Origin of the sequence: Flavobacterium sp. HSC-61S13 (assembly GCF_024171535.1) — a bacterium.
Classification (GTDB): domain Bacteria; phylum Bacteroidota; class Bacteroidia; order Flavobacteriales; family Flavobacteriaceae; genus Flavobacterium.
On record NZ_JALJZV010000025.1, the window covers coordinates 1 to 19,802 of the forward strand.

The following is a 19,802-nucleotide window of genomic DNA, read 5'->3' on the forward strand; positions in this document are numbered from 1 at the left end:
TATCAGCGTATCAGCGTATCAGCGTATCAGCGTATCAGCGTATCAGCGTATCAGCGTATCAGCGTATCAGCGTATCAGCGTATCAGCGTATCAGCGTATCAGCGTATCAGCGTATCAGCGTATCAGCGTATCAGCGTATCAGCGTATCAGCGTATCTGCGTATCTGCGTATCTGCGTATCCGCGTATCCGCGTATCATCAAAAAAAAGGCTGTCTTATCAAGACAGCCTTTTGCTAAATATTTTAAAGATTGTACATCTTCTTTCTTAATTCTTGTACTTTCGGATCGTCTAAATAATCATCGAAAGTCATATAACGATCGATAGCTCCGTTCGGGGTTAGTTCTAATATTCTAGTTCCAACAGTTTGAGAAAACTCGTGATCGTGTGTGGTAAACAATACAGTTCCTTTAAAGTTTTTTAATGAATTATTAAAGGCTGTAATAGACTCCAAATCCAAGTGATTGGTAGGCTCATCCAACATCAATACATTGGCTCTAAGCATCATCATTCTAGAAATCATACAACGTACTTTCTCTCCTCCTGACAATACACGACCTGTTTTTAATGCTTCCTCTCCAGAGAAAATCATCTTTCCTAAGAAACCACGAACATATACTTCATCGCGTTCTTCCTCGGTTTTTGCCCATTGGCGTAACCAGTCTACCAAAGTGTCATCATTTTCAAAGTAATCGTGATTGTCTAAGGGTAAATAGGACTGTATGGTTGTAATACCCCAGTCAAACTTTCCAGAATCAGCTTGGCGTTTTTCATTGAGAATTTCATAGAAAGCAGTGCTGGCACGAGAATCTTTTGAAAAGATAATCACTTTATCCCCTTTGGCAACATTGAAATCAACGTCTTTAAACAAAACATCTCCATCAAGAGTTGCAGTCAATCCTTCAATGTTTAAAATTTGGTCTCCAGCTTCACGCTCTTGATCAAAAATAATCGCAGGATATCTTCTGCTAGAAGGTTTGATATCATCGAGTTTTAATTTGTCAATCATTTTTTTACGAGAAGTAGCTTGTTTAGACTTGGCTACGTTGGCACTGAATCGACGAATAAATTCTTCCAATTCCGCTTTTTTCTCTTCTGCTTTTTTGTTTTGTTGAGCACGTTGTCTTGCTGCTAACTGACTTGATTCATACCAGAAGGTATAGGTACCTGAGTAATGGTTGATTTTACCAAAATCAATATCAGAAATATGTGTACAAACCGCATCTAAAAAGTGACGGTCGTGAGATACTACTAAAACGGTATTGTCATAATTAGCTAAGAAATTCTCTAACCAAGCGATGGTTTCAAAATCCAAGTCGTTGGTCGGCTCATCCATAATCAATACATCTGGATTTCCGAATAAAGCTTGAGCTAATAAGACCCTTACCTTAAGTTTACCATCCATCTCTCCCATTAAAGAATAGTGGAAAGATTCAGATATCCCTAAGTTCGATAATAAAGTCGCTGCATTGGATTCGGCATTCCATCCATTCATTTCCTCGAAAATAACTTGCAATTCTCCAATTCGATCTGCATTTTCATCGGTATAGTCCAAATACAACTCGTCCATTTCTTTCTTAACCGCATATAGGGTTTTATTTCCCATCATAACGGTCTCAAGAACGGTGTACTCATCGAACATATTGTGGTTCTGATTCAACACAGACATCCTTTTACCAGGCTCCAGAATCACTCGACCAGAAGTCGGATCAAATTCGCCAGCAATAATTTTTAAGAATGTAGACTTACCCGCACCATTGGCACCAATAATCCCATAACAATTGCCTTGGGTAAAGGTTGCATTGACGTCGTCAAATAAGATTCGTTTACCGAACTGTACTGAAAGATTTGAAACTGTTAACATGTCTATTAAATATATGTTTTTTATTGTTTTGCAAATTTACTAAAAATATACTAGATAACAGCAATCTTACAAAAGACACTCATAAGTAGTTATTTAACGACGCATTAACATTCATAGTTAGCGGTATAGTTTATTTTTGCTTAAAACCAACAGTTTAAAGCCCCATCAATGAGTTCTTGTATAAAAAATAGTTCACTTATTCTATCATCACTTTCTTTGCTTACTTTGTTTTGTGCTTGTAAAAAAAGCTTTGATGCTAAAGACTATTCGGCTTATTTTCAAGGAGAAATCATTAATCCTCAGGAGAACTATGTCTTATTTTGTAAAGACAATGAGGTTTTAGATACTTTATATCTTGATCAGAACAACCGCTTTTTTAAGAAATTTGACTCGCTCGCTCCCGGTATGTATATTTATAAACACAACCCAGAGTATCAGTATGTGTTTTTTGATAAAAATGATAGTTTAAACTTGCGACTCAATACTCGAGATTTTGATCATTCCATCATCTTTTCAGGTCGCGGTGATCAGAAGAATAATTTTTTAATGGATCTCAATACTAAAAATCTGGTCGATCGTCAACGAATGTATGCTCAGTTTGACGACCCTGTAAAAGATTTTATTAGAAAAAATGATTCGGCTCACGCAGCAAAAATCGCCTATTACCTTCGTAAAAAAACGGAAATAGGTTGGGACAACAACTTTGATGTCTATGCTAAAGCCATGTTGGATCTGCATTATTTCTCTAAAAAAGAAATCTATCCGCTCGCCCACCAAATACGAGAAAAAGAGGACATCCGAAAACAACTTCCTAAAGATTACTACAACTTTAGAAGCAAAGTCGATTTCAATAATGAAAAACTAAATACCTTCTCTTCATTCACCAGATACCTGTCTGTAATGCTGAATTCGGTTGTAGACGAAAATGAAACGGAATTTGTCGGTAAAACCAGCTTGGATAAAAATATCAGCAAACTCAATGTGGTCGATACTTTAATTAAAAATCCAGTTATTAAAAATTCGGTGTTAAATAATATCGCATTTTTATATCTATTGGACGATCAAAATATCAACCATAACGAACAATTTCTAAAAAGGTATTTCGAATTGTCTACAGATAAAAGCCAGCATAATGAAATTATCCAGATTCAAGATGCTATCCGCAATTTGAAAAAAGAGAAGAGATTACCAGAAATCGGTCTAATTGACCTAAAAGGTCAACAGGTTTCCATCAATAAAATTATAGCTAAACCGACCATTGTATTCGTTTGGACAAAAAACTCCCTCGGTCATTTTGAAGCAACTCATAAAAAAGCACAAGAACTCTTAGCTATAAATCCAAATATAGACGTGATTTCAATTAATTTAGATACCAGTCAAGAAGAATGGGTGCGAATTGTTGGTAATTATCACTTTCCGCAGATCAAAGAACTACGCGCTTTAAACTTTCAGGAAATAAAAGATAAATGGATCATCACCAAAGTTCATCGTGCCTTATTGTTAAATGCCGATGGGACGATTAATAATGCTTTCGTTAACCTATTTGATCCAACAATTTCTAAGAAGTTTGTTAGTAAACAGTAAACAGTAAACAGTTATCAGTAAGCAGTTATCAGTAAGCAGTTATCAGTAAGCAGTTATCAGTAAGCAGTTATCAGTACGTCTATAGAAAGTTAGTAGCTTTTAAAGAATCTTGTTGTGAGATGACGAGTGATACTATTAGTTAGATGAGAATGTTTATGCCTTATTCAATACAGTGTAAATTTTGCATAAAGTAAGTGTTGGGAGAGTATGTCTCTTGGACCACTTTAGATTCAATTTTAGATTCAACCTCAAAAGTTTTAGTACTGTTTTGGAATCGGATCTGCATCACGCTGATAGGGGATTCTTTTAAACGTTTGAAATCGTCTTTTTGTATTTGAAAATAGGTGCTCAATATTCTAATATTTGCTTTTTGTTCTGGATCATAACTCAAATTATTACAGTAGTCGGTATTGGCATGTCTAAAGTTTACTATAGTGCCATTGAGTAACTGAAAAGTGATCATGGATTTTTGGTCGACACAAGATGCGCTGATAAAATTGGAATCCTTTTGTAAGTACTGTAATTGAATTAAGCTTAAACCGTCTGATTTTATCAGTGAGAGGTAAACCGATTCGATTGAGTTGGGATAGCTTTTTTCCACAAATAAGTACTCCATGATTTTTTTAAAATCGGTAGTATCGTTTTTAATCTCATAATCAATATTACAGTCTTTAGTTTGTGCCGTAGTACTGATGGTGACAATTAAACAGATAAATAGGATTATGTTTTTCATGGTTAAGTTATTTTTTCGCAAAGTAATATTATTTTTTCATTGTTGCAGTCTGTGGTAAAGAAATAATATTGATTACCACCGTCTTTTATCTTCCATTTCTTTCGTAATTCACTAACACTTATTGGGAAATTCCGAATCGTTATATTTGCTTTTTGATTTTGCAACTGTTCTTTCATCTGTTGCTTGTTGAAAGGGTAATTAGCTATAACCTTAAAAATACGCCCCGGAAATTCGATCAATTCATTGGATGTATACAGCTGTGAATGCGGGTGGAGTTTATCCATTTGATACACTTCGGAAATGCGATTAAATTGGCCTGTTTTCATTACAGCACTATTGGGCTCATACAGATATGCTTTCGGTAGTCCGTAGTTGGCAAATGCTTCAGTTTCGGCTTCTAAAGTGGATTCATAGACACTGTTATGGCTGTTTTTAAGATTGGATGCCACTATTTTTATAGTGCTGGAATAGCCTTTTTCCAAAAGCCATAGGAGCTCCTTTACCTCATTGTCCAAAGCGACGATATGGATTTCCTTTACAAATTTCAGTTCGTTTAATCCCGCAATTAGGTCTAACAGCGGAGCTGTTTTAAGTAGTATTTTATCGGTATATTGAAAATACTCATCGAGTAATTCCGGAACATTAGGTTCGCAGTCCCTTAAAAAAAACACTTTCTCTTGTGATTGATTCCTTCGAGCCGGATCGACATAAATATAGTCCCATTGCTGGTTTTTAGCTTTTAAAATAGCCTGACCATCTCCAGAAATACAGTTGATATTGTCTGCTTTAAGAGCCCTAAAATTATGTTGTACCAACTGAGATAGGTCTTCTTGCCATTCGCAATGCAATACCGATTTGATGTGTTTCGAAAAGTAATAGGCATCAATACCAAACCCTCCTGTTAAATCAATTAAATGATCTCCAGTCACCAATCTAGCCTTGTACGCGGCACATTGCTCTGATGAAGTTTGCTCAATGGATAAACTGCTTGGATACAAGATATCTGGGCAGCTGTACCAAGTGGGTAATTTCTCTTCTGATTTGCGTTTGGACTGTATCTGTGTTAAAATTTCCGTCCAGGAAATTTCTGGAAACGGGTTTTTTTGTAATGCCAATTGTGCAGTATCCTTCTTGAGCGATTGTTGTATAAATTCCTGAACGTCGGAATGTAAAAGATCTTTTTTCAATTAAATATCTTTGGTTAAGAGCTGAATAAGTTTGACATGTGGGAAAAATTCCTTCCCGATCACTTTTAAACAAGTGTATAATGGAATGGCGAGAATCATTCCAAACACCCCTGTCAGCATACCGCTAGCGAGGATGACGATAAAGATTTCCAAAGGATGCGATTTGATGCTGTTCGAAAAAATTAACGGTTGATTGATGTTGTTATCGATAAATTGTACAATAAAAAAGCCAACCATAACCGAAAGTGCTTTGGGTATAATCACGCTGCTGAAATCTTCGCTAATATAACTTAGCATCGTCAAAATAACTCCCAATAAGTTGGCTATTAAAGGTCCTATATAAGGGATGATGTTTAAAATAGCACATAAAAATGCAATCATTAAGGCTCCTTTTACACCAAAAATCAGCAGTACAACCAGTGTTAAGATAAATACGATAAACAGTTGTAAAACCAATCCTACAAAGTAGCGTGATAATAGATTGTTGATCTTATCGAGAGAGGCCAGTATCCTTTCTTCTTGTTTTTCGGGTAGTACTTTTTTAAAGTGGTATTGAAATATCGCTTGATCCTTTAAAAAGAAAAAAGTAATAAAAAAAGTCGAAGCAATACCGATACCCAATCCGCTTATTGTTCCAATAATTGAATTAAAAACATTCGGAATAAAATCGAAATTCAACTTGGAGCTGATATCAGATAGATTCAGTAATTTTTCTAAACTTAAATCACGAACCGCCAATATACCATCTACTTGTTGAATCAGATGATTGACGTCTTCCTGTAGTTGTGCGGTATTTAGTACGGACAAATTTTGCGCCTGCGTAGTAAAGAGCGGTACAAACATAAAAACAAAGCCCAGCATGATTAAAATAAACAATACCATGGTCACCAAGACGGCTAAAATCTTTTTAAAATGTAATTTTTTGACAAAAAAACGAATGATCGGGGCGCCGATTAATGATAGGATTAAAGCACAAACAAAGTAAATAAATATGGCTTTAACTTGATACAATAAAAATAGCAAACCCGCTATTACCACTAAAGTGATGACAGCTTTGACAATACCTCCCGAGATTTCTTTAGCTGTAGACATAGACTTTTTATTCAAATGTAATAAAAGTAATGCGTTTTAAAAATATGTTACGGTTATATTCTTAAAAAAGTATTGTTAGCGGTAGTAGTTTGATATTAAAATTATATTATGGCTGGGATCTTAGAAGTGCTAATCAAATTTTTTGTTCAAGTAAATTTAAAATTTACTTGAACTACCAGTGTACTCGTGCCTAAAAACCCTCTTATTGCGATGATTATAATGACTGATTTGAAAAAAACTTATTTGTCATTGGTCCGAGCGCGACGCTCGAACCAGCGGGAAGGTGCTCTGGTTTATCTACTTTGTAATGAGATAAAGATTTACTGTTCGTTGGTGAACACAAAACTGTGGCAAGCGACTACTGCGGCCGTTTCGGTTCTTAAACGCGTATTGCCTAGGGATACCGGTATAAAGTTGTTTTTTATAGCCGTTTCAATTTCCGATTTGGAAAAATCACCTTCAGGACCGATTAGCAGTGTATATTTCTCGTTTTTAGGAATCGCATTTTTCAATAGTTTTTTATCACCATCTTCACAGTGTGCGATGTATTTATTACCGTCAAAATCGCCCTTCATAAATTCTTTAAAAGAGATGGGCTCGTTTAGAATCGGCAAGTGAAACTGCAAAGACTGTTTCATAGCAGACTGTATGATTTTCTCAAAACGTTCTGTTTTGATCGCTTTTCGCTCGGAGTGATCGCATAAGATTGGGGTGATTTCCTGAACACCCATTTCAGTAGCTTTTTCGAGAAACCATTCAAAACGATCATTCATTTTTGTAGGAGCCACTGCCAAATGGATGTAGTGATCGGGTTGGGGATATTGCTTAGCAGTTAACACTTCGGTTACGCATTTCTTTTCGGATTCTAAAGTGATTTTAAGTTCAAATAAAAAACCCAAACCATTGGTAACGTGAAGTATGTCGCCTGTTTTCTTGCGCAATACTTTAATGATGTGTTTGCTTTCTTCTTTGTCAAAGAAAAATTCCGTTTGATCGGCTTGTATATCTGGAGCGTAAAATAATTGCATAATGGGTGGTGTTTTAAAATTCAATACGCGCTTTTGAAACTACAGAAGCGTCACTAAAATGTTGTTCCAAAAAACGGTAATAACCGACGATTCCAATCATGGCTGCATTATCTGTGGTATATTCGAATTTGGGAACAAAAGTTTTCCAACCGTATTTGGATTCAGCGTCTTTTAAGGCTTTTCGGATACCCGAATTAGCAGAAACACCGCCTCCAATAGCAACCTGTTTGATACCGGTTTCCTCAACGGCTAATTTTAATTTATCCATAAGGATATTGATGATGGTTTCCTGTATAGAAGCGCAGATATCATTTCTATTCTCTTCGACAAAATTGGGATTCTCAGCGACATTTTTTTGAATAAAATATAGGATTTGCGTTTTTAATCCACTAAAACTAAAGTTTAATCCAGGTACTTTTGGTTTGGTAAATCGAAATGCTTTGGGATTGCCCAATTGGGCGTATTTGTCGATCAGCGGGCCACCAGGGTAAGGAAAACCCAAGGTTTTGGCACTTTTGTCAAAAGCTTCACCAACCGCATCGTCGGTGGTTTCTCCAATGATTTTTAAATCAAAAAAACTGTTTACTTGTACAATTTGTGTATGACCTCCGGAGATGGTTAAGGCCAAAAAAGGGAAAGTCGGTTTGTCAAAACCGGCTTCATCGATAAAGTGTGCCAGTATATGAGCATGCATATGATTGACAGCTACTAACGGAATATCCAAGGCCATAGACATAGATTTGGCAAACGAACTACCTACCAATAACGACCCCATCAAACCCGGGCCTTGAGTGAAAGCGATTGCAGTCAATTGTTCTTTAGTGATTTGGGCTTTTTTTAAAGCTACATCAATCACGGGAACAATGTTTTGCTGGTGTGCACGTGAAGCCAATTCTGGAACGACGCCACCGTATTCTTCATGTATTTTTTGTTGAGCGACGATATTGGAAAGTACCGTCGTGTTTTTCATTACTGCCGCGGCAGTGTCGTCACACGAACTTTCAATAGCGAGAATGTATATAGGTTTTTCAGACATTTTAATATCGAAGTTTGTAATTTAATATAAGCAGAATAGATGACTTTTATCCAAGAAATTAGTACATTTGTTAACTTTAGTTTGTATATAGCGCAGTTAGTTTTTAAAAAGCAAATTTAAAACAATAAACAACATCAAAAAATTTTATAAAACACTATTTCGTGTCATTTTAGGATTAATCATCCTGTTGCTATCTCTAGGTATAGCATTGACCTTGCCTTTTGTTCAAACAAAGATAGCCCGTGTGGTTACGACAAAGTTGAACGAGAGTTTTGGTACAGAAATCTATATAGATAAAGTAGCCATAACTATTTTTGGTGGTGTCACCCTAAACGGCGTTAACGTGTTGGATAATCACGATAAAACTTTTATCAATATAAAACACTTCAATACAAATATACTCGATTTCAGACAACTGATTCAAGGGAAATTGTATTTTGGAAAGGCTTCCATGGATGGTTTGGATTTTAATATGCACACTTACAAGGGAGAGACGAAAACCAATTTTGATTTGTTTATTGAGGCTTTTGACGACGGAGAGGAAGGTGACGGTAGTTTTCGCTTGAGTGTACAGGAATTAAAGCTGAGAAACAGCCATTTTCTAATTTCTGACGACAACCACGAAAAACCCGTCACACTCGACCTAAAGGACTTAAACGCCAATATCTCTAAGTTTTTGATAAAAGGACCGGAGATTTATGCTAATATTAAATCCTTACAACTAGTAGAAAACCACGGATTGATTGTCAAAGACATGCAATCGTTGTTTTCTTATACCAAAACCAATATCACCTTAGATAAATTGCTGTTGACTACCAATGAATCGGTACTGTCAGGTGCGATTAAAATGGATTTTCAAGGCGACGACATGAAGCACTTTGTCGATAAGGTCAAATTAGACGTGCAGATTGATAAGGCTTCCCTATCGACTAACGATATCAATATATTCTATCCGGAGTTTGGAGCGGACCAAAAACTGTTTTTGAAAACGCAGTTAAAGGGAGTCATGAATGACTTTACCTTGTCCGATTTAAAATTGATTGACGATCACTATTCTGAGGTGGTAGGATATTTTAGATTTCAAAATATCTTCGGAGAAGGGCCATTTAGAATGGATACCAATTTGAATCGATTGAGTTCAACGTATTACGATTTAAAAGAGTTAATGCCTCGGGTGTTGGGTCAAATTTTGCCAGAGGAATTGGCTCGTTTGGGTAGTATGAACTTATCAGGTACCATCGGATTGACTAAAAAAACATTGGAAACCGATATCGATTTGATTACGTCATCAGGTCGTGCAGTAGCAAAAGTATCGATGAGCAATATCGATAAAATGGTTGATGCGACTTATTTGGGTACGATTTCCTTGACTGATTTTAACTTGGGCGAGGTTTTGGCTAATCCGTCTTTTGGTAATACAAACCTAGAGATTAGCTTGGATGGACGTGGTTTTTCGGAAAAGTACTTAAACACCTCCTTAGTAGGAAAAGTGACTTCCTTTGCATTTAAAGGTTATAATTATCAAAATATCGAAGTTGATGGTACGATGAGAATGCCTTATTTTAAAGGATATTTAAACAGTAATGACCCCAACTTAAAACTGGCTTTTGACGGATTAATCGATTTGAGTTCTAAAGTTAAGAATTACGATTTTACGGCAAAAATTGATTATGCCGATTTGCATAAATTGAATTTTGTAAAAGATACTTTAGCTATTTTTAAAGGCGATTTGTCGTTAAAAGCCTCTGGAAATACACTAGATGACTTGGCAGGGGAGTTTCACCTCGAACAAGCCATGTATCAAAATAGTAAGGATCAGTATTTGTTTGAGGACTTCTTAGTGGATTCAAAATTTAGTCCCGACGGTGTGCGAACGATATCGTTGAGTTCAAAGGACGCGATTGAAGGACAGCTCTCCGGTAAATTTGAAATAGACGAAATGGTTAAGATGGTTGAAAACGCTTTGGGTAGTTTATACACCAACTATTCTGCATTTAAAGTTAAGCCCAATCAGTTTATCGATTTCGACTTTACGATCAACAGTCAGTTGATTGAAATTTTCTTACCGATGTTGTCGGTGAAAGAAAACAGCAAAATCAAAGGAAACATCAATGCCGATGAAGGAGATTTTAAATTAAAATTCTCGTCACCAGGTGTAGCGGTAAATAATATTTCTACGACTAATATTCAATTGAATATCAATAATCAGAATCCGCTTTACAATGCCTTTGTATCTATTGATAGTGTGAAGACCAAAGGGTATTCTATATCGGATTTTAACTTGATCAACGTCACTCAAAATGATACCTTGTTTTTCCGTACTGAATTTAAAGGAGGAAAACACGGCAAAGATTATTTTAATTTAAACTTATACCACACGATAAACCCGGAAAATCAATCGGTAGTAGGATTTAAGAAATCAGAATTAAACTTTAAAGATTATCTGTGGTTTTTAAATGAAAAAGACGACGATGAAAATAAAATTGTATTCAATAAAAAGTTGACCGATTTTAAAGTAGATAAGATGTCACTGACACACGATGGGCAATTGGTAGAGTTAAGTGGGATTTTGCGCGATTCCACATATAAGGATTTAAAACTGTCCTTTGATCGGGTTGATTTGAATAAAATTACTCCCGAGCTCAATAATATGGAGTTTGGTGGAAACATCAATGGATCGGTAAATTTTGAACAAAAGGGAACGATTTTTCATCCCTCCTCGGATATAACTATTGATTCGTTATTGGTCAATAAAGTGGCCTTGGGCGATCTGATTTTTAAGATTGATGGGGATGAAAAATTGCAAAACTTTAAAGTTAATTCGAGTATCATCAAAGACCACGAGGAAAAGTTTTTTCTGAATGGGGGAATCAATATAGTAGGCAGGAACAGTTTGCTGAATTTAACGGCAGGTTTTAATAAGTTTAATATCAAAACCATAGGCCCATTATTGAGCTCTATAGTCACAGATGTACGTGGAAATGCTTCTGGAAGAATAAGTATTTTAGGAACGCATATCAAACCTGAAATTGACGGTCGTTTATATTTGGACGAGGCGGGAATGAAGTCAAAATTCACTGGAGTTGATTACGATTTTGAGCAAGGTTCCGCTATTGATTTAACGCAGGAGCAGTTTATCTTGAGGAATGTCAAATTGATTGATTCAAAATATAAAACATCGGGAATTATCAGGGGTTCTATCAAACATAAGAAATTTGATGATTGGAATTTGGATTTAAAACTGTCTTCTGAAAATCTTTTGGGCTTGGATACCCAATATGCTGAGGGTAGTGTTTATTATGGTACAGCTTACATCAACGGAACAGCTGCTATTTCTGGACCGGTTGACTTGTTGTCGATCAATATAAATGCGACATCCAATAAGGGCACCTCGATCAAAATACCGTTAAATGAGGCTCAGGGTGTTGGCGATAATTCGTTTATTCACTTTCTATCCCCTCAGGAAAAAGCAAATAGACTCAAAGGGTTGGAAAAGGAATTCCATAAATACAGCGGTATTGAACTGGATTTTGAATTTGTTGTCACACCAGATGCAGAGATAGAAATTATTTTGGATCGGGAGTCGGGGCATGCGATGAAAGGGCGTGGTGCTGGATTTATAACGATGGAGATCAATACCAGTGGTAAATTTAACATGTGGGGAGATTTCCAGGCCTATGAAGGAGAATACAACTTCAAGTATGGAGGGATTATCGACAAGCGTTTTCAAGTTAAAAAATTTGGAACCATTCGCTGGGATGGTGATCCGATGAATGCCGCCTTAGATTTGCAAGCCATTTATCATACCGAAGCAAATCCGAGTGTCATTATAGATAATGCTATTATAAATAGAAAAGTACCTACGGATGTATCGATTTTATTAAATGGAAGTTTAAGCAGTCCAGAAGTCGATTTTGAAATTAATTTCCCCAATGTGAGTTCTGTAGTAAAATCGGAAATCGACTATAAATTAAGTGACAAGGATACGCGGGAAAGACAAGCTATGGCTTTGCTGGCAACAGGTAGTTTCTTTTCTTCTGACAACGCATCTTCTTTGGCTTACGGAAGTTTATTTGAACGGGCTAGTAGTATTTTTGACGATTTGTTTTCGGATTCTGACGATAAATTTAAGGTTGGACTTAATTATGCGCAAGCCGATCGAAACCCGTATGCGCAAAGTGAAGGTCGAGTAGGTGTAACCTTCTCTACCAAGGTAAACGAAAGAATTTCGGTCAACGGAAAATTAGGAGTACCAGTAGGTGGGGCAGAAGAGTCCGTAATTGTGGGTGATGTCGAAGTTTTGTTGCGATTAAACGACGACGGAACATTAAATGCCCGAGTTTTTAATAGGGAAAACGACATCAACTATATTGGTGAAGGAATTGGTTATACGCAGGGACTTGGTTTGTCCTACGAAGTCGATTTTGATACTTTTAGAGCTTTGCTTCGCAGAATACTTAATAAAGCCGCAGAGCAGGAGAACATCAAGAAAAAGGATGGAAAAAAAGCCGGTGATGAATTGCCGGATTCCGATTATAACTCTGAATTTATTCGTTTTTATGAGAATAGAAGGCAGTCCAATCCCGATGCGGAGACGCAGGACGACGATTCGGAATAGTAGCAAAATATTAATAAAAAAACCAGTAGTTCTTGCTGGTTTTTTTGTAGGATTTAGTTTTTTATTGAGTAAATTTACTTAAAACTCATAACATGTTAAGTGAAATAAAGAAAATAGCCGTGCTGACTTCAGGCGGTGATGCTCCAGGGATGAATGCTGCCATTAGAGCTGTAGTCCGTACTTGTGCCTTTTACAATATAGAATGTATAGGTGTTTATCGAGGTTTTCAAGGTTTGGTAGAGGGTGATTTCAAATCACTGGGTCCACGTGATGTGAACTATATTATCAATAAAGGGGGAACGATTTTAAAATCCGCTCGTTCAGAGGGTTTTAGAACTTCTGAAGGGCGTCAGCAGGCACACCAACATTTACTCGACAACGGGATTAATGCCTTGATTATTATAGGTGGTGACGGTAGTTTTACAGGGGGAATGCTGTTTAACGAAGAATTTGGTTTTCCGATTATTGGAATTCCGGGTACTATCGACAACGACATCAATGGAACGAGTCATACCATCGGTTTTGATACCGCCTTAAATACGGTAGTAGAAGCAGTCGATAAAATTAGAGATACAGCCAATTCACACAAACGATTGTTCTTTATCGAAGTCATGGGCAGAGATGCAGGGCATATTGCGCTCAATGCGGGTATCGGTTGTGGCGCCGAGGAAATCATTATACCAGAAGAAAACATGGGTATGGACAGGCTTGTTGAATCTCTGAAGAAAAGCAAAGCATCGGGTAAATCCTCCAGTATTGTTATCGTAGCCGAAGGAGAAAAATTGGGTAAAAACGTTTTTGAATTAGGCGACTATGTTGAAAAAAACTTACCGGAATACGATGTACGGGTTTCTGTTTTAGGTCATATGCAACGCGGTGGAGCTCCTTCGTGTTTTGATCGAGTTTTAGCCAGTCGTTTAGGAGTTAAAGCGGTCGATTACTTACTTGAAGGCAAAACCAATTATATGGTAGGATTGTTAAACGATCAAGTTGCCTTGACGCCATTGAATAATGCTATAAAGGGATTTTCCGGTATTGATCAAGAACTGATACGGGTATCAGATATTATTTCGATTTAGGTTTTGGGACGCGAGAGTTACAAGCAAATCAGTGAATGAGCTAATAGACGTATTATTAAATAAAAAAACGAAAGATGAAAATAAAAATTGGAATAAATGGTTTTGGCCGCATTGGCCGATTGGTTTTGAGAGAATCCATCTCCAGAAAAGATATACAAGTGGTTGCTATCAATGATTTGATGGATGTAGAACAGTTGGCATATTTATTAAAGTACGATTCTGTACACGGTAACTTTAAGGCTGATGTCAAGGTTGAAAACGGTCATCTTCTTGTTAATGGACAGACCATACGCGTTACGGCTGAAAAAGACCCAACTTTATTGAAGTGGAATGACTTACAGGTAGATGTAGTAACAGATTGTACCGGTGTTTTTACCACTTTAGAAAAGGCACAGGCACACCTAGTAGCGGGAGCTAAAAAAGTGGTTATATCATCGCCATCTGCAGATGCACCGATGTTTGTAATGGGAGTTAATGATCAGTCGTTAACAGCAGCAGATACAATTGTTTCTAATGCCTCTTGTACGACCAATTGCTTAGCGCCGTTGGCGAAAATTCTTAATGATAATTTTGGAATTGTAGAAGGATTGATGACAACCATACATGCGGCTACTGCTTCACAACTAACCGTTGATGGACCTTCTAAAAAAGATTACCGAGCAGGTCGTTCGGCATTAAATAATATCATACCGGCCAGTACGGGTGCGGCTAAAGCAGTAGCTAAGGTGATTCCAGAATTAAAAGGCAAGTTAACAGGCTTGGCTATGCGTGTGCCTGTGGTTGATGTTTCCGTTGTGGATTTGACGGTTAAGTTAGAAAAGGAAACCTCTTATGCCGAGATTATGGAAGTCTTTAGAAAAGCATCAGAAAACGATTATAAAGGCTTGGTCGGATTTACTGAAGACGAAGTAGTCTCTCAGGATTTTGTATCTGATGAGCGCATTTGCATCGTTGATGCTAAAGCGGGTATTGCATTAAATAGTACGTTTTACAAAATCATTGCATGGTATGATAATGAATACGGATATGCAGCAAAATTAATCGATTTAGCTGTACGTGTACATACAGTAAAATAAACATCATAGCATGAAAATTATAGTAGATAGCGGGTCAACCAAAGCCGATTGGATATTTTTTGACGATCAAGGTAAATGGTTGCTTTCCGTTTCGAGTCTGGGTCTAAATCCAGAAGTTTTAACGGTTGAAGAATTTGAAATTCGTGTGCAGTTGCTGCCAGACGTTAAAAAATACAAAGATCAAATCAAATCATTTTACTTCTATGGATCGGGTTGTGGATCAAGTCGTGCGAAGAAAATTGCTTACGATTTTTTTGATAATTACTTTGAGAATGCAAATTATATAGAAGTACGTGAGGATACCTATGGCGCTGTTTATGCTACTACGGCTATAGGTTCGCAAGCGATTGTGTGTATTAATGGTACGGGATCCAATTGCAGTTATTTTGATGGAAATGTAGTACATCAAGCGGTAGAATCTTTGGGCTATATAGCGATGGATGATTGTAGCGGGAGTGCTTTTGGTAGACTGATGATTCGTGGTTATTTTCTAAAAATGATGCCCGATGATTTGCGTAAATCAATAGAACATAAATACGATTTACATCCCGACGTAATCAAGGATCATTTTTATAAAAAAGAAAACCCCAATGCCTATTTAGCTTCTTTTTTACCTTTCTTGATTCAATATAAAGATCACGAATATTTCCAAGAAATGATCGTTAGTCAGATTCAGTTTTTTGTAGATCATTATATCAAACAATTTAAGGAAGCGGATACTGTTCCCGTTCATTTTATAGGATCAGTTGCTTATTTTCTTCAAGAGGAATTTGCTCGAGTTTTAAAGTTAAACGGCTTACAATTAGGTAGGATTTATCAGAAACCGATGGACGGATTGATTGAATTTCATCAGCAAAATATTTAATATGGAAATGGAAATAGCTATAATAGCGCACGACGGAAAAAAAAGGCAGATGATTGAGTTTGTATTGCGCAATAGAGCCTTTTTAAGCTCCGATGCTGTCACGTTGATTGCTACGGGTACCACGGGCACATTAATGGAGCAGGAGGGGTTTAAAGTCTTGAAGATGTTGTCTGGGCCTTTGGGTGGAGATGCTCAAATCGCATCTAGAGTTGCAGAGGAAAAAACCCAAATGGTTTTGTTTTTTAAAGATCCTTTGGGAAAACACCCTCATGAACCAGATATCAATATGCTCTTGAGGGTGACAGATGTTCACAATATCCCGTTGGCAACTAATTTAGCCACGGCTCAATTGTTGTTAGATGCTATTTCGAACAGATCATAGAAATTTCGATATTCACATTACGCGGTAGTTTTTCAACTTGCACACATTCTCTTGCAGGAGCAGTTGCAGCGTTGAAATAGGCGCCGTAAATTTCATTAATACGTGCGAAATCATCCATATTACGAATAAATATGGTTGCTTTTACAGCATTTTCAAAAGTCATTTTGGCCTCGGTCAAAATGGCTTTTAAGTTTTCCATCACTTGCTTTGTCTCATCTTCTATGCTTGAAGTAATCAGTTCTTGTCTTGCTTGGTTAAAAGGGATTTGACCTGAAATAAACAGTAAATCACCGATGCTCACAGCATGGTTATAAGGACCAATTGGAGCAGGTGCTTGCTCAGAATTTATTATTGTTTTCATAGCTATTTTATGTATATCGATATTAGATATCGCTTGATTTTATAGTTGTGCTGTAATGTAAGCCTTTTTTTATTGAATCTCCAGCGCCTTGATTAGTACTAAAAGGTTCTGTGTATTCTGTGCAGGTAAAACTACAAAGTTGCGACAGCAGGTTTAATTTCTATATCGTTTGTCCGGCACGCTTTTCTTTTCCCATTTCAAATCGCTCAACATAGTTGATTTGATACCGATAAAGAATCCCCAGCTGGTATAATCACCTAAAGGTACCCAACTGAAATTCATTCTCCAACTCATCAAATCTCGTTCAAAACGCAATTGAGTAAAGGTTACTCCTTTCTGCGCAAAATCATATCCCGACGAAAATCCAAACTTCCATTTTGGCGTGATTTCAATATTACCCGATACCATGACAGAGTTATTGGTAATTTGACTTTCCCTTCTTGAATTTCCATAAGTAAGGGAATAAGCAAAGATCAAATCCCAGGGTAGTTTGGCACTGTAAAATCCAGTGAAAGGGCGCTCTTTTTCGTCGTCGTCGTCATCAAAGAGTGTCTGACGATTGTCTCCCAAATCAGTTGCTCTACCAAACAAATCATCGGCACGACCTCCATTTTGAACATTTTGATCATTGCTTTTTTGATCATTTCCAAAGATAGCATCTGTACTGGCAAAAGACCAATTGACCGTCATATTAGCGCTGGTCATCCTAAATAAACTCCCACCGTTATCAATGTTAAACATATCCATTCTTCTCCCGTTGTTATCAATGGCATATGGATCTAAAGTGGCTCCAAAATTGATGTTCATTTTGTCCTTAAACAAGTTGGTCCCACCACTGATTTGCAAGGGTCTCCATGCTAGAGAATCTGCTGTTATATCGTAAGAAGTACTAAAATTTAAACTGTTTAACAGCATCAATTTCTTGGATTCTCCCGTTTCGCTTTCGTCATCTCTTATTTTAGCCTCTAGGGAGTTGCTTAAAGAGAAGTTCAACATATTGGAAAAGGTTTTACCTGGAGCTCCAAAAATACCAGCTTGAAAACGAGTATACTCAGCCATGGTAGTTCCCGTAGCATCGATGGCATAGGTGTCATAGTATTGCTCAAAACTAGGAGAATACGTATAATTTATTTTCGGACTCATCAAATGGCGGATGGCTTGTAATTTAGAATCTTTACTAAAATTAAAAGTTCCATAGATGGTAGTTCCGACAGAGGCGTTAACATTATAGGTTCTAAAACTGTCAAAACCATTGATTCGTTTGTCGATTACTTTGTTTTCGGCTATATCAAATTGTTTTTCGATGGTATTCATATACCAAACTTCATTATAACTAGCACCTGTACTAACGCTAAAGTGTTTGAAAACTTTGAAGTTTGTGGTGATGGGTATGCTGTGTTGGAAACCGGTATTCAAATCGTTGAACATTTCGCTTTTAAAGAATTTATCCTCCGTGGTATTAACGCGATTTTCCGCTCTTAAATTATAGGATAAATTGATGTTTTTGATAAAACCTTTTTTAGGGCCGTTTTCCGATGCAAAAGGATACACGCGATCTACGCTGACTTGCATAGTTGGTAAGGTCATGTTGATCACCGACTCCACACCAGTTGTTTGAGAATGTGTTGCTCCTACAGTCATGTTGACTTGAGGGACACTTTCAAAAGTTTTGGAATAGGTTATCGAAGAGTTCATTTGATTGTTTAAACGAGAACCGATATTGTTGCTGTTTAATGATTGGGTAAAGTATTGTCCACTACCCATGTTGACCGACGCCGAAAAACGCGAAGACGGATTTGATTTTTGATCCTGTGTATGCGACCACTGAATGTTGTATTGCGTGGATCGCTGATAATCGGGTAGTCCCAGTTCGCTGAAAATCTGATTTTCGTAGCGCACATTAACCCGACCCGAATATTTATATCGCTGTGCATACGAACTTTCTGCTCTTAGAGCATAACTACCATTGGTATAATAATCTCCTAAAACATTCAAATCAAGCTTGTCACTAATCGCAAAATAGTAACCTCCATTTTGTATATAATATCCCTGTTGGTTGGTATCTCCAAAAGTCGGAATGATAAAACCAGATTCCGCCTGTTTGGACATCGGAAAAAAGGCAAAAGGCAAACCGATCGGAGTAGGTACATCGGCGATGACCATATTCGTGACACCGGTAACCACTTTTTTATTGGGTACAAATTTGATCTTTTTTGTCTTAAAATAGTACTCTGGATTATCGATATCTTTAGCTGTTGTAAAACGAACGTTCTGCATAAAATAAACTGAATCGTTCTCTTTTTTAGAGATCTCTGCTTTTATTCTAAACTCACTTTGTTGGGTTCTAGAATTCCAAACCATCGCTTTGCGACTTTTTGTATTATAACGAATGGAATCGGGTTCAATAACGTCGTTTCCCTGTTTGAAAACCGGGTTCTGACTATAATTTCCGAGACTATCTTTTATTCTTCCCGCATAAATTTCGCTTTTTGCGAAATCATAAACGATCTTTCCAGCCTTAAGTTCGAAGTCCAAGTAGTTCAATTCTGCCTCATTGTAGAGGGTCAATTGCTTCTTTTTTTGATCCAGTTTTTCGTAATCCTTAGCCTTTCTATAGACAATTCCGTCTAATAAAGGGGCTTTTTTGACTAGGGAGTCTTGTTTTTTTACTACTAAAGTATCGGTTGAAGTAGGGGCTATAGTGTCTGTGGTAGTTGGTTGTTTGTCAACCTTTAAGCTTTGTTTTTTAGGTTTTAAATCTTGCGAATAAACGGAAGTGTTTATCGCGCTGATAAAAAATGATAAGAAAACGATATGAATTATCTTTGTATGCAAGGCTATAAGTGCTATTTTTGTAAATTATGGATCGTTTTTTGAAGTGTCAAACTTACATATATTT

15 protein-coding genes are annotated in these 19,802 nt (G+C 36.9%); 7 read left to right on the top strand and 8 right to left on the bottom strand.

From position 1 onward, the window contains the following. Nucleotides 1–237: hypothetical protein (locus L1275_RS15960; protein ID WP_253475752.1), on the top strand; the 237-nt coding region annotated here is incomplete at its 5' end. Nucleotides 238–242: 5 nt separating this feature from the next. Here the strand turns inward: L1275_RS15960 and L1275_RS15965 are convergent. Further along, on the bottom strand, nt 243–1,862 hold the full coding sequence (locus tag L1275_RS15965; RefSeq protein ID WP_253475755.1) for an ABC-F family ATP-binding cassette domain-containing protein: 1,620 nt from the start codon (nt 1,860–1,862) through the stop codon (nt 243–245). A gap of 168 nt (nt 1,863–2,030) precedes the next feature. Between L1275_RS15965 and L1275_RS15970 the strand changes: the two genes are divergently transcribed. After that, nucleotides 2,031–3,446, top strand: a complete 1,416-nt coding sequence (locus L1275_RS15970) for a thioredoxin family protein (RefSeq protein WP_253475758.1) — start codon at nt 2,031–2,033, stop codon at nt 3,444–3,446. Between the two features lie 160 nt (nt 3,447–3,606). On the opposite strand, the gene L1275_RS15975 is transcribed toward L1275_RS15970, so the two are convergent. From L1275_RS15975 to tsaD, 5 genes are all read right to left on the bottom strand, one after another. Then, nucleotides 3,607–4,179: a hypothetical protein gene (locus L1275_RS15975; protein WP_253475761.1), complete on the bottom strand. Its 573-nt coding sequence runs from the start codon at nt 4,177–4,179 to the stop codon at nt 3,607–3,609. Between the two features lie 2 nt (nt 4,180–4,181). After that, entirely contained in the window at nt 4,182–5,366 is a 1,185-nt protein-coding gene (locus L1275_RS15980; RefSeq protein WP_253475764.1) for a class I SAM-dependent methyltransferase, read from the bottom strand. Then, nucleotides 5,367–6,458 carry an AI-2E family transporter gene (locus L1275_RS15985; RefSeq protein ID WP_253475767.1) on the bottom strand — a complete coding sequence of 364 codons (1,092 nt, stop codon included), beginning with the start codon at nt 6,456–6,458 and terminating at the stop codon, nt 5,367–5,369. A 320-nt stretch (nt 6,459–6,778) separates the two neighbouring features. Continuing rightward, nucleotides 6,779–7,486 carry a 16S rRNA (uracil(1498)-N(3))-methyltransferase gene (locus L1275_RS15990; RefSeq protein ID WP_253475770.1) on the bottom strand — a complete coding sequence of 236 codons (708 nt, stop codon included), beginning with the start codon at nt 7,484–7,486 and terminating at the stop codon, nt 6,779–6,781. A 13-nt stretch (nt 7,487–7,499) separates the two neighbouring features. Further along, on the bottom strand, nt 7,500–8,522 hold the full coding sequence (gene tsaD, locus L1275_RS15995) for a tRNA (adenosine(37)-N6)-threonylcarbamoyltransferase complex transferase subunit TsaD (RefSeq protein ID WP_253475773.1): 1,023 nt from the start codon (nt 8,520–8,522) through the stop codon (nt 7,500–7,502). 244 nt (nt 8,523–8,766) lie between these two features. Between tsaD and L1275_RS16000 the strand changes: the two genes are divergently transcribed. The 5 genes from L1275_RS16000 to L1275_RS16020 all read left to right on the top strand — a co-directional run bounded on the left by L1275_RS16000 (nt 8,767) and on the right by L1275_RS16020 (nt 16,542). Beyond that, nucleotides 8,767–13,140: a translocation/assembly module TamB domain-containing protein gene (locus L1275_RS16000; RefSeq protein WP_253475776.1), complete on the top strand. Its 4,374-nt coding sequence runs from the start codon at nt 8,767–8,769 to the stop codon at nt 13,138–13,140. 92 nt (nt 13,141–13,232) lie between these two features. Beyond that, nucleotides 13,233–14,219 (top strand): 6-phosphofructokinase, encoded by a 987-nt coding sequence (gene pfkA / locus L1275_RS16005; RefSeq protein WP_253475779.1) that lies wholly within the window; start codon nt 13,233–13,235, stop codon nt 14,217–14,219. Between the two features lie 74 nt (nt 14,220–14,293). Further along, nucleotides 14,294–15,295, top strand: coding sequence for a type I glyceraldehyde-3-phosphate dehydrogenase (gene gap, locus L1275_RS16010; protein WP_253475781.1), 1,002 nt, complete (start codon nt 14,294–14,296; stop codon nt 15,293–15,295). A gap of 10 nt (nt 15,296–15,305) precedes the next feature. Further along, on the top strand, nt 15,306–16,160 hold the full coding sequence (locus L1275_RS16015) for an N-acetylglucosamine kinase (RefSeq protein ID WP_253475783.1): 855 nt from the start codon (nt 15,306–15,308) through the stop codon (nt 16,158–16,160). 7 nt (nt 16,161–16,167) lie between these two features. Continuing rightward, nucleotides 16,168–16,542, top strand: a complete 375-nt coding sequence (locus L1275_RS16020) for a methylglyoxal synthase (protein ID WP_253475811.1) — start codon at nt 16,168–16,170, stop codon at nt 16,540–16,542. On the opposite strand, the gene L1275_RS16025 is transcribed toward L1275_RS16020, so the two are convergent. Together L1275_RS16025 and L1275_RS16030 are read right to left on the bottom strand one after the other, a co-directional pair. Further along, entirely contained in the window at nt 16,523–16,903 is a 381-nt protein-coding gene (locus L1275_RS16025; protein ID WP_253475785.1) for a Rid family detoxifying hydrolase, read from the bottom strand. The two genes, L1275_RS16020 and L1275_RS16025, sit on opposite strands and share 20 nt — an antisense overlap. Nucleotides 16,904–17,056: 153 nt before the next feature. Next, nucleotides 17,057–19,696: a putative LPS assembly protein LptD gene (locus L1275_RS16030; protein ID WP_253475813.1), complete on the bottom strand. Its 2,640-nt coding sequence runs from the start codon at nt 19,694–19,696 to the stop codon at nt 17,057–17,059. Between the last annotated feature and the right edge of the window lie 106 nt (nt 19,697–19,802).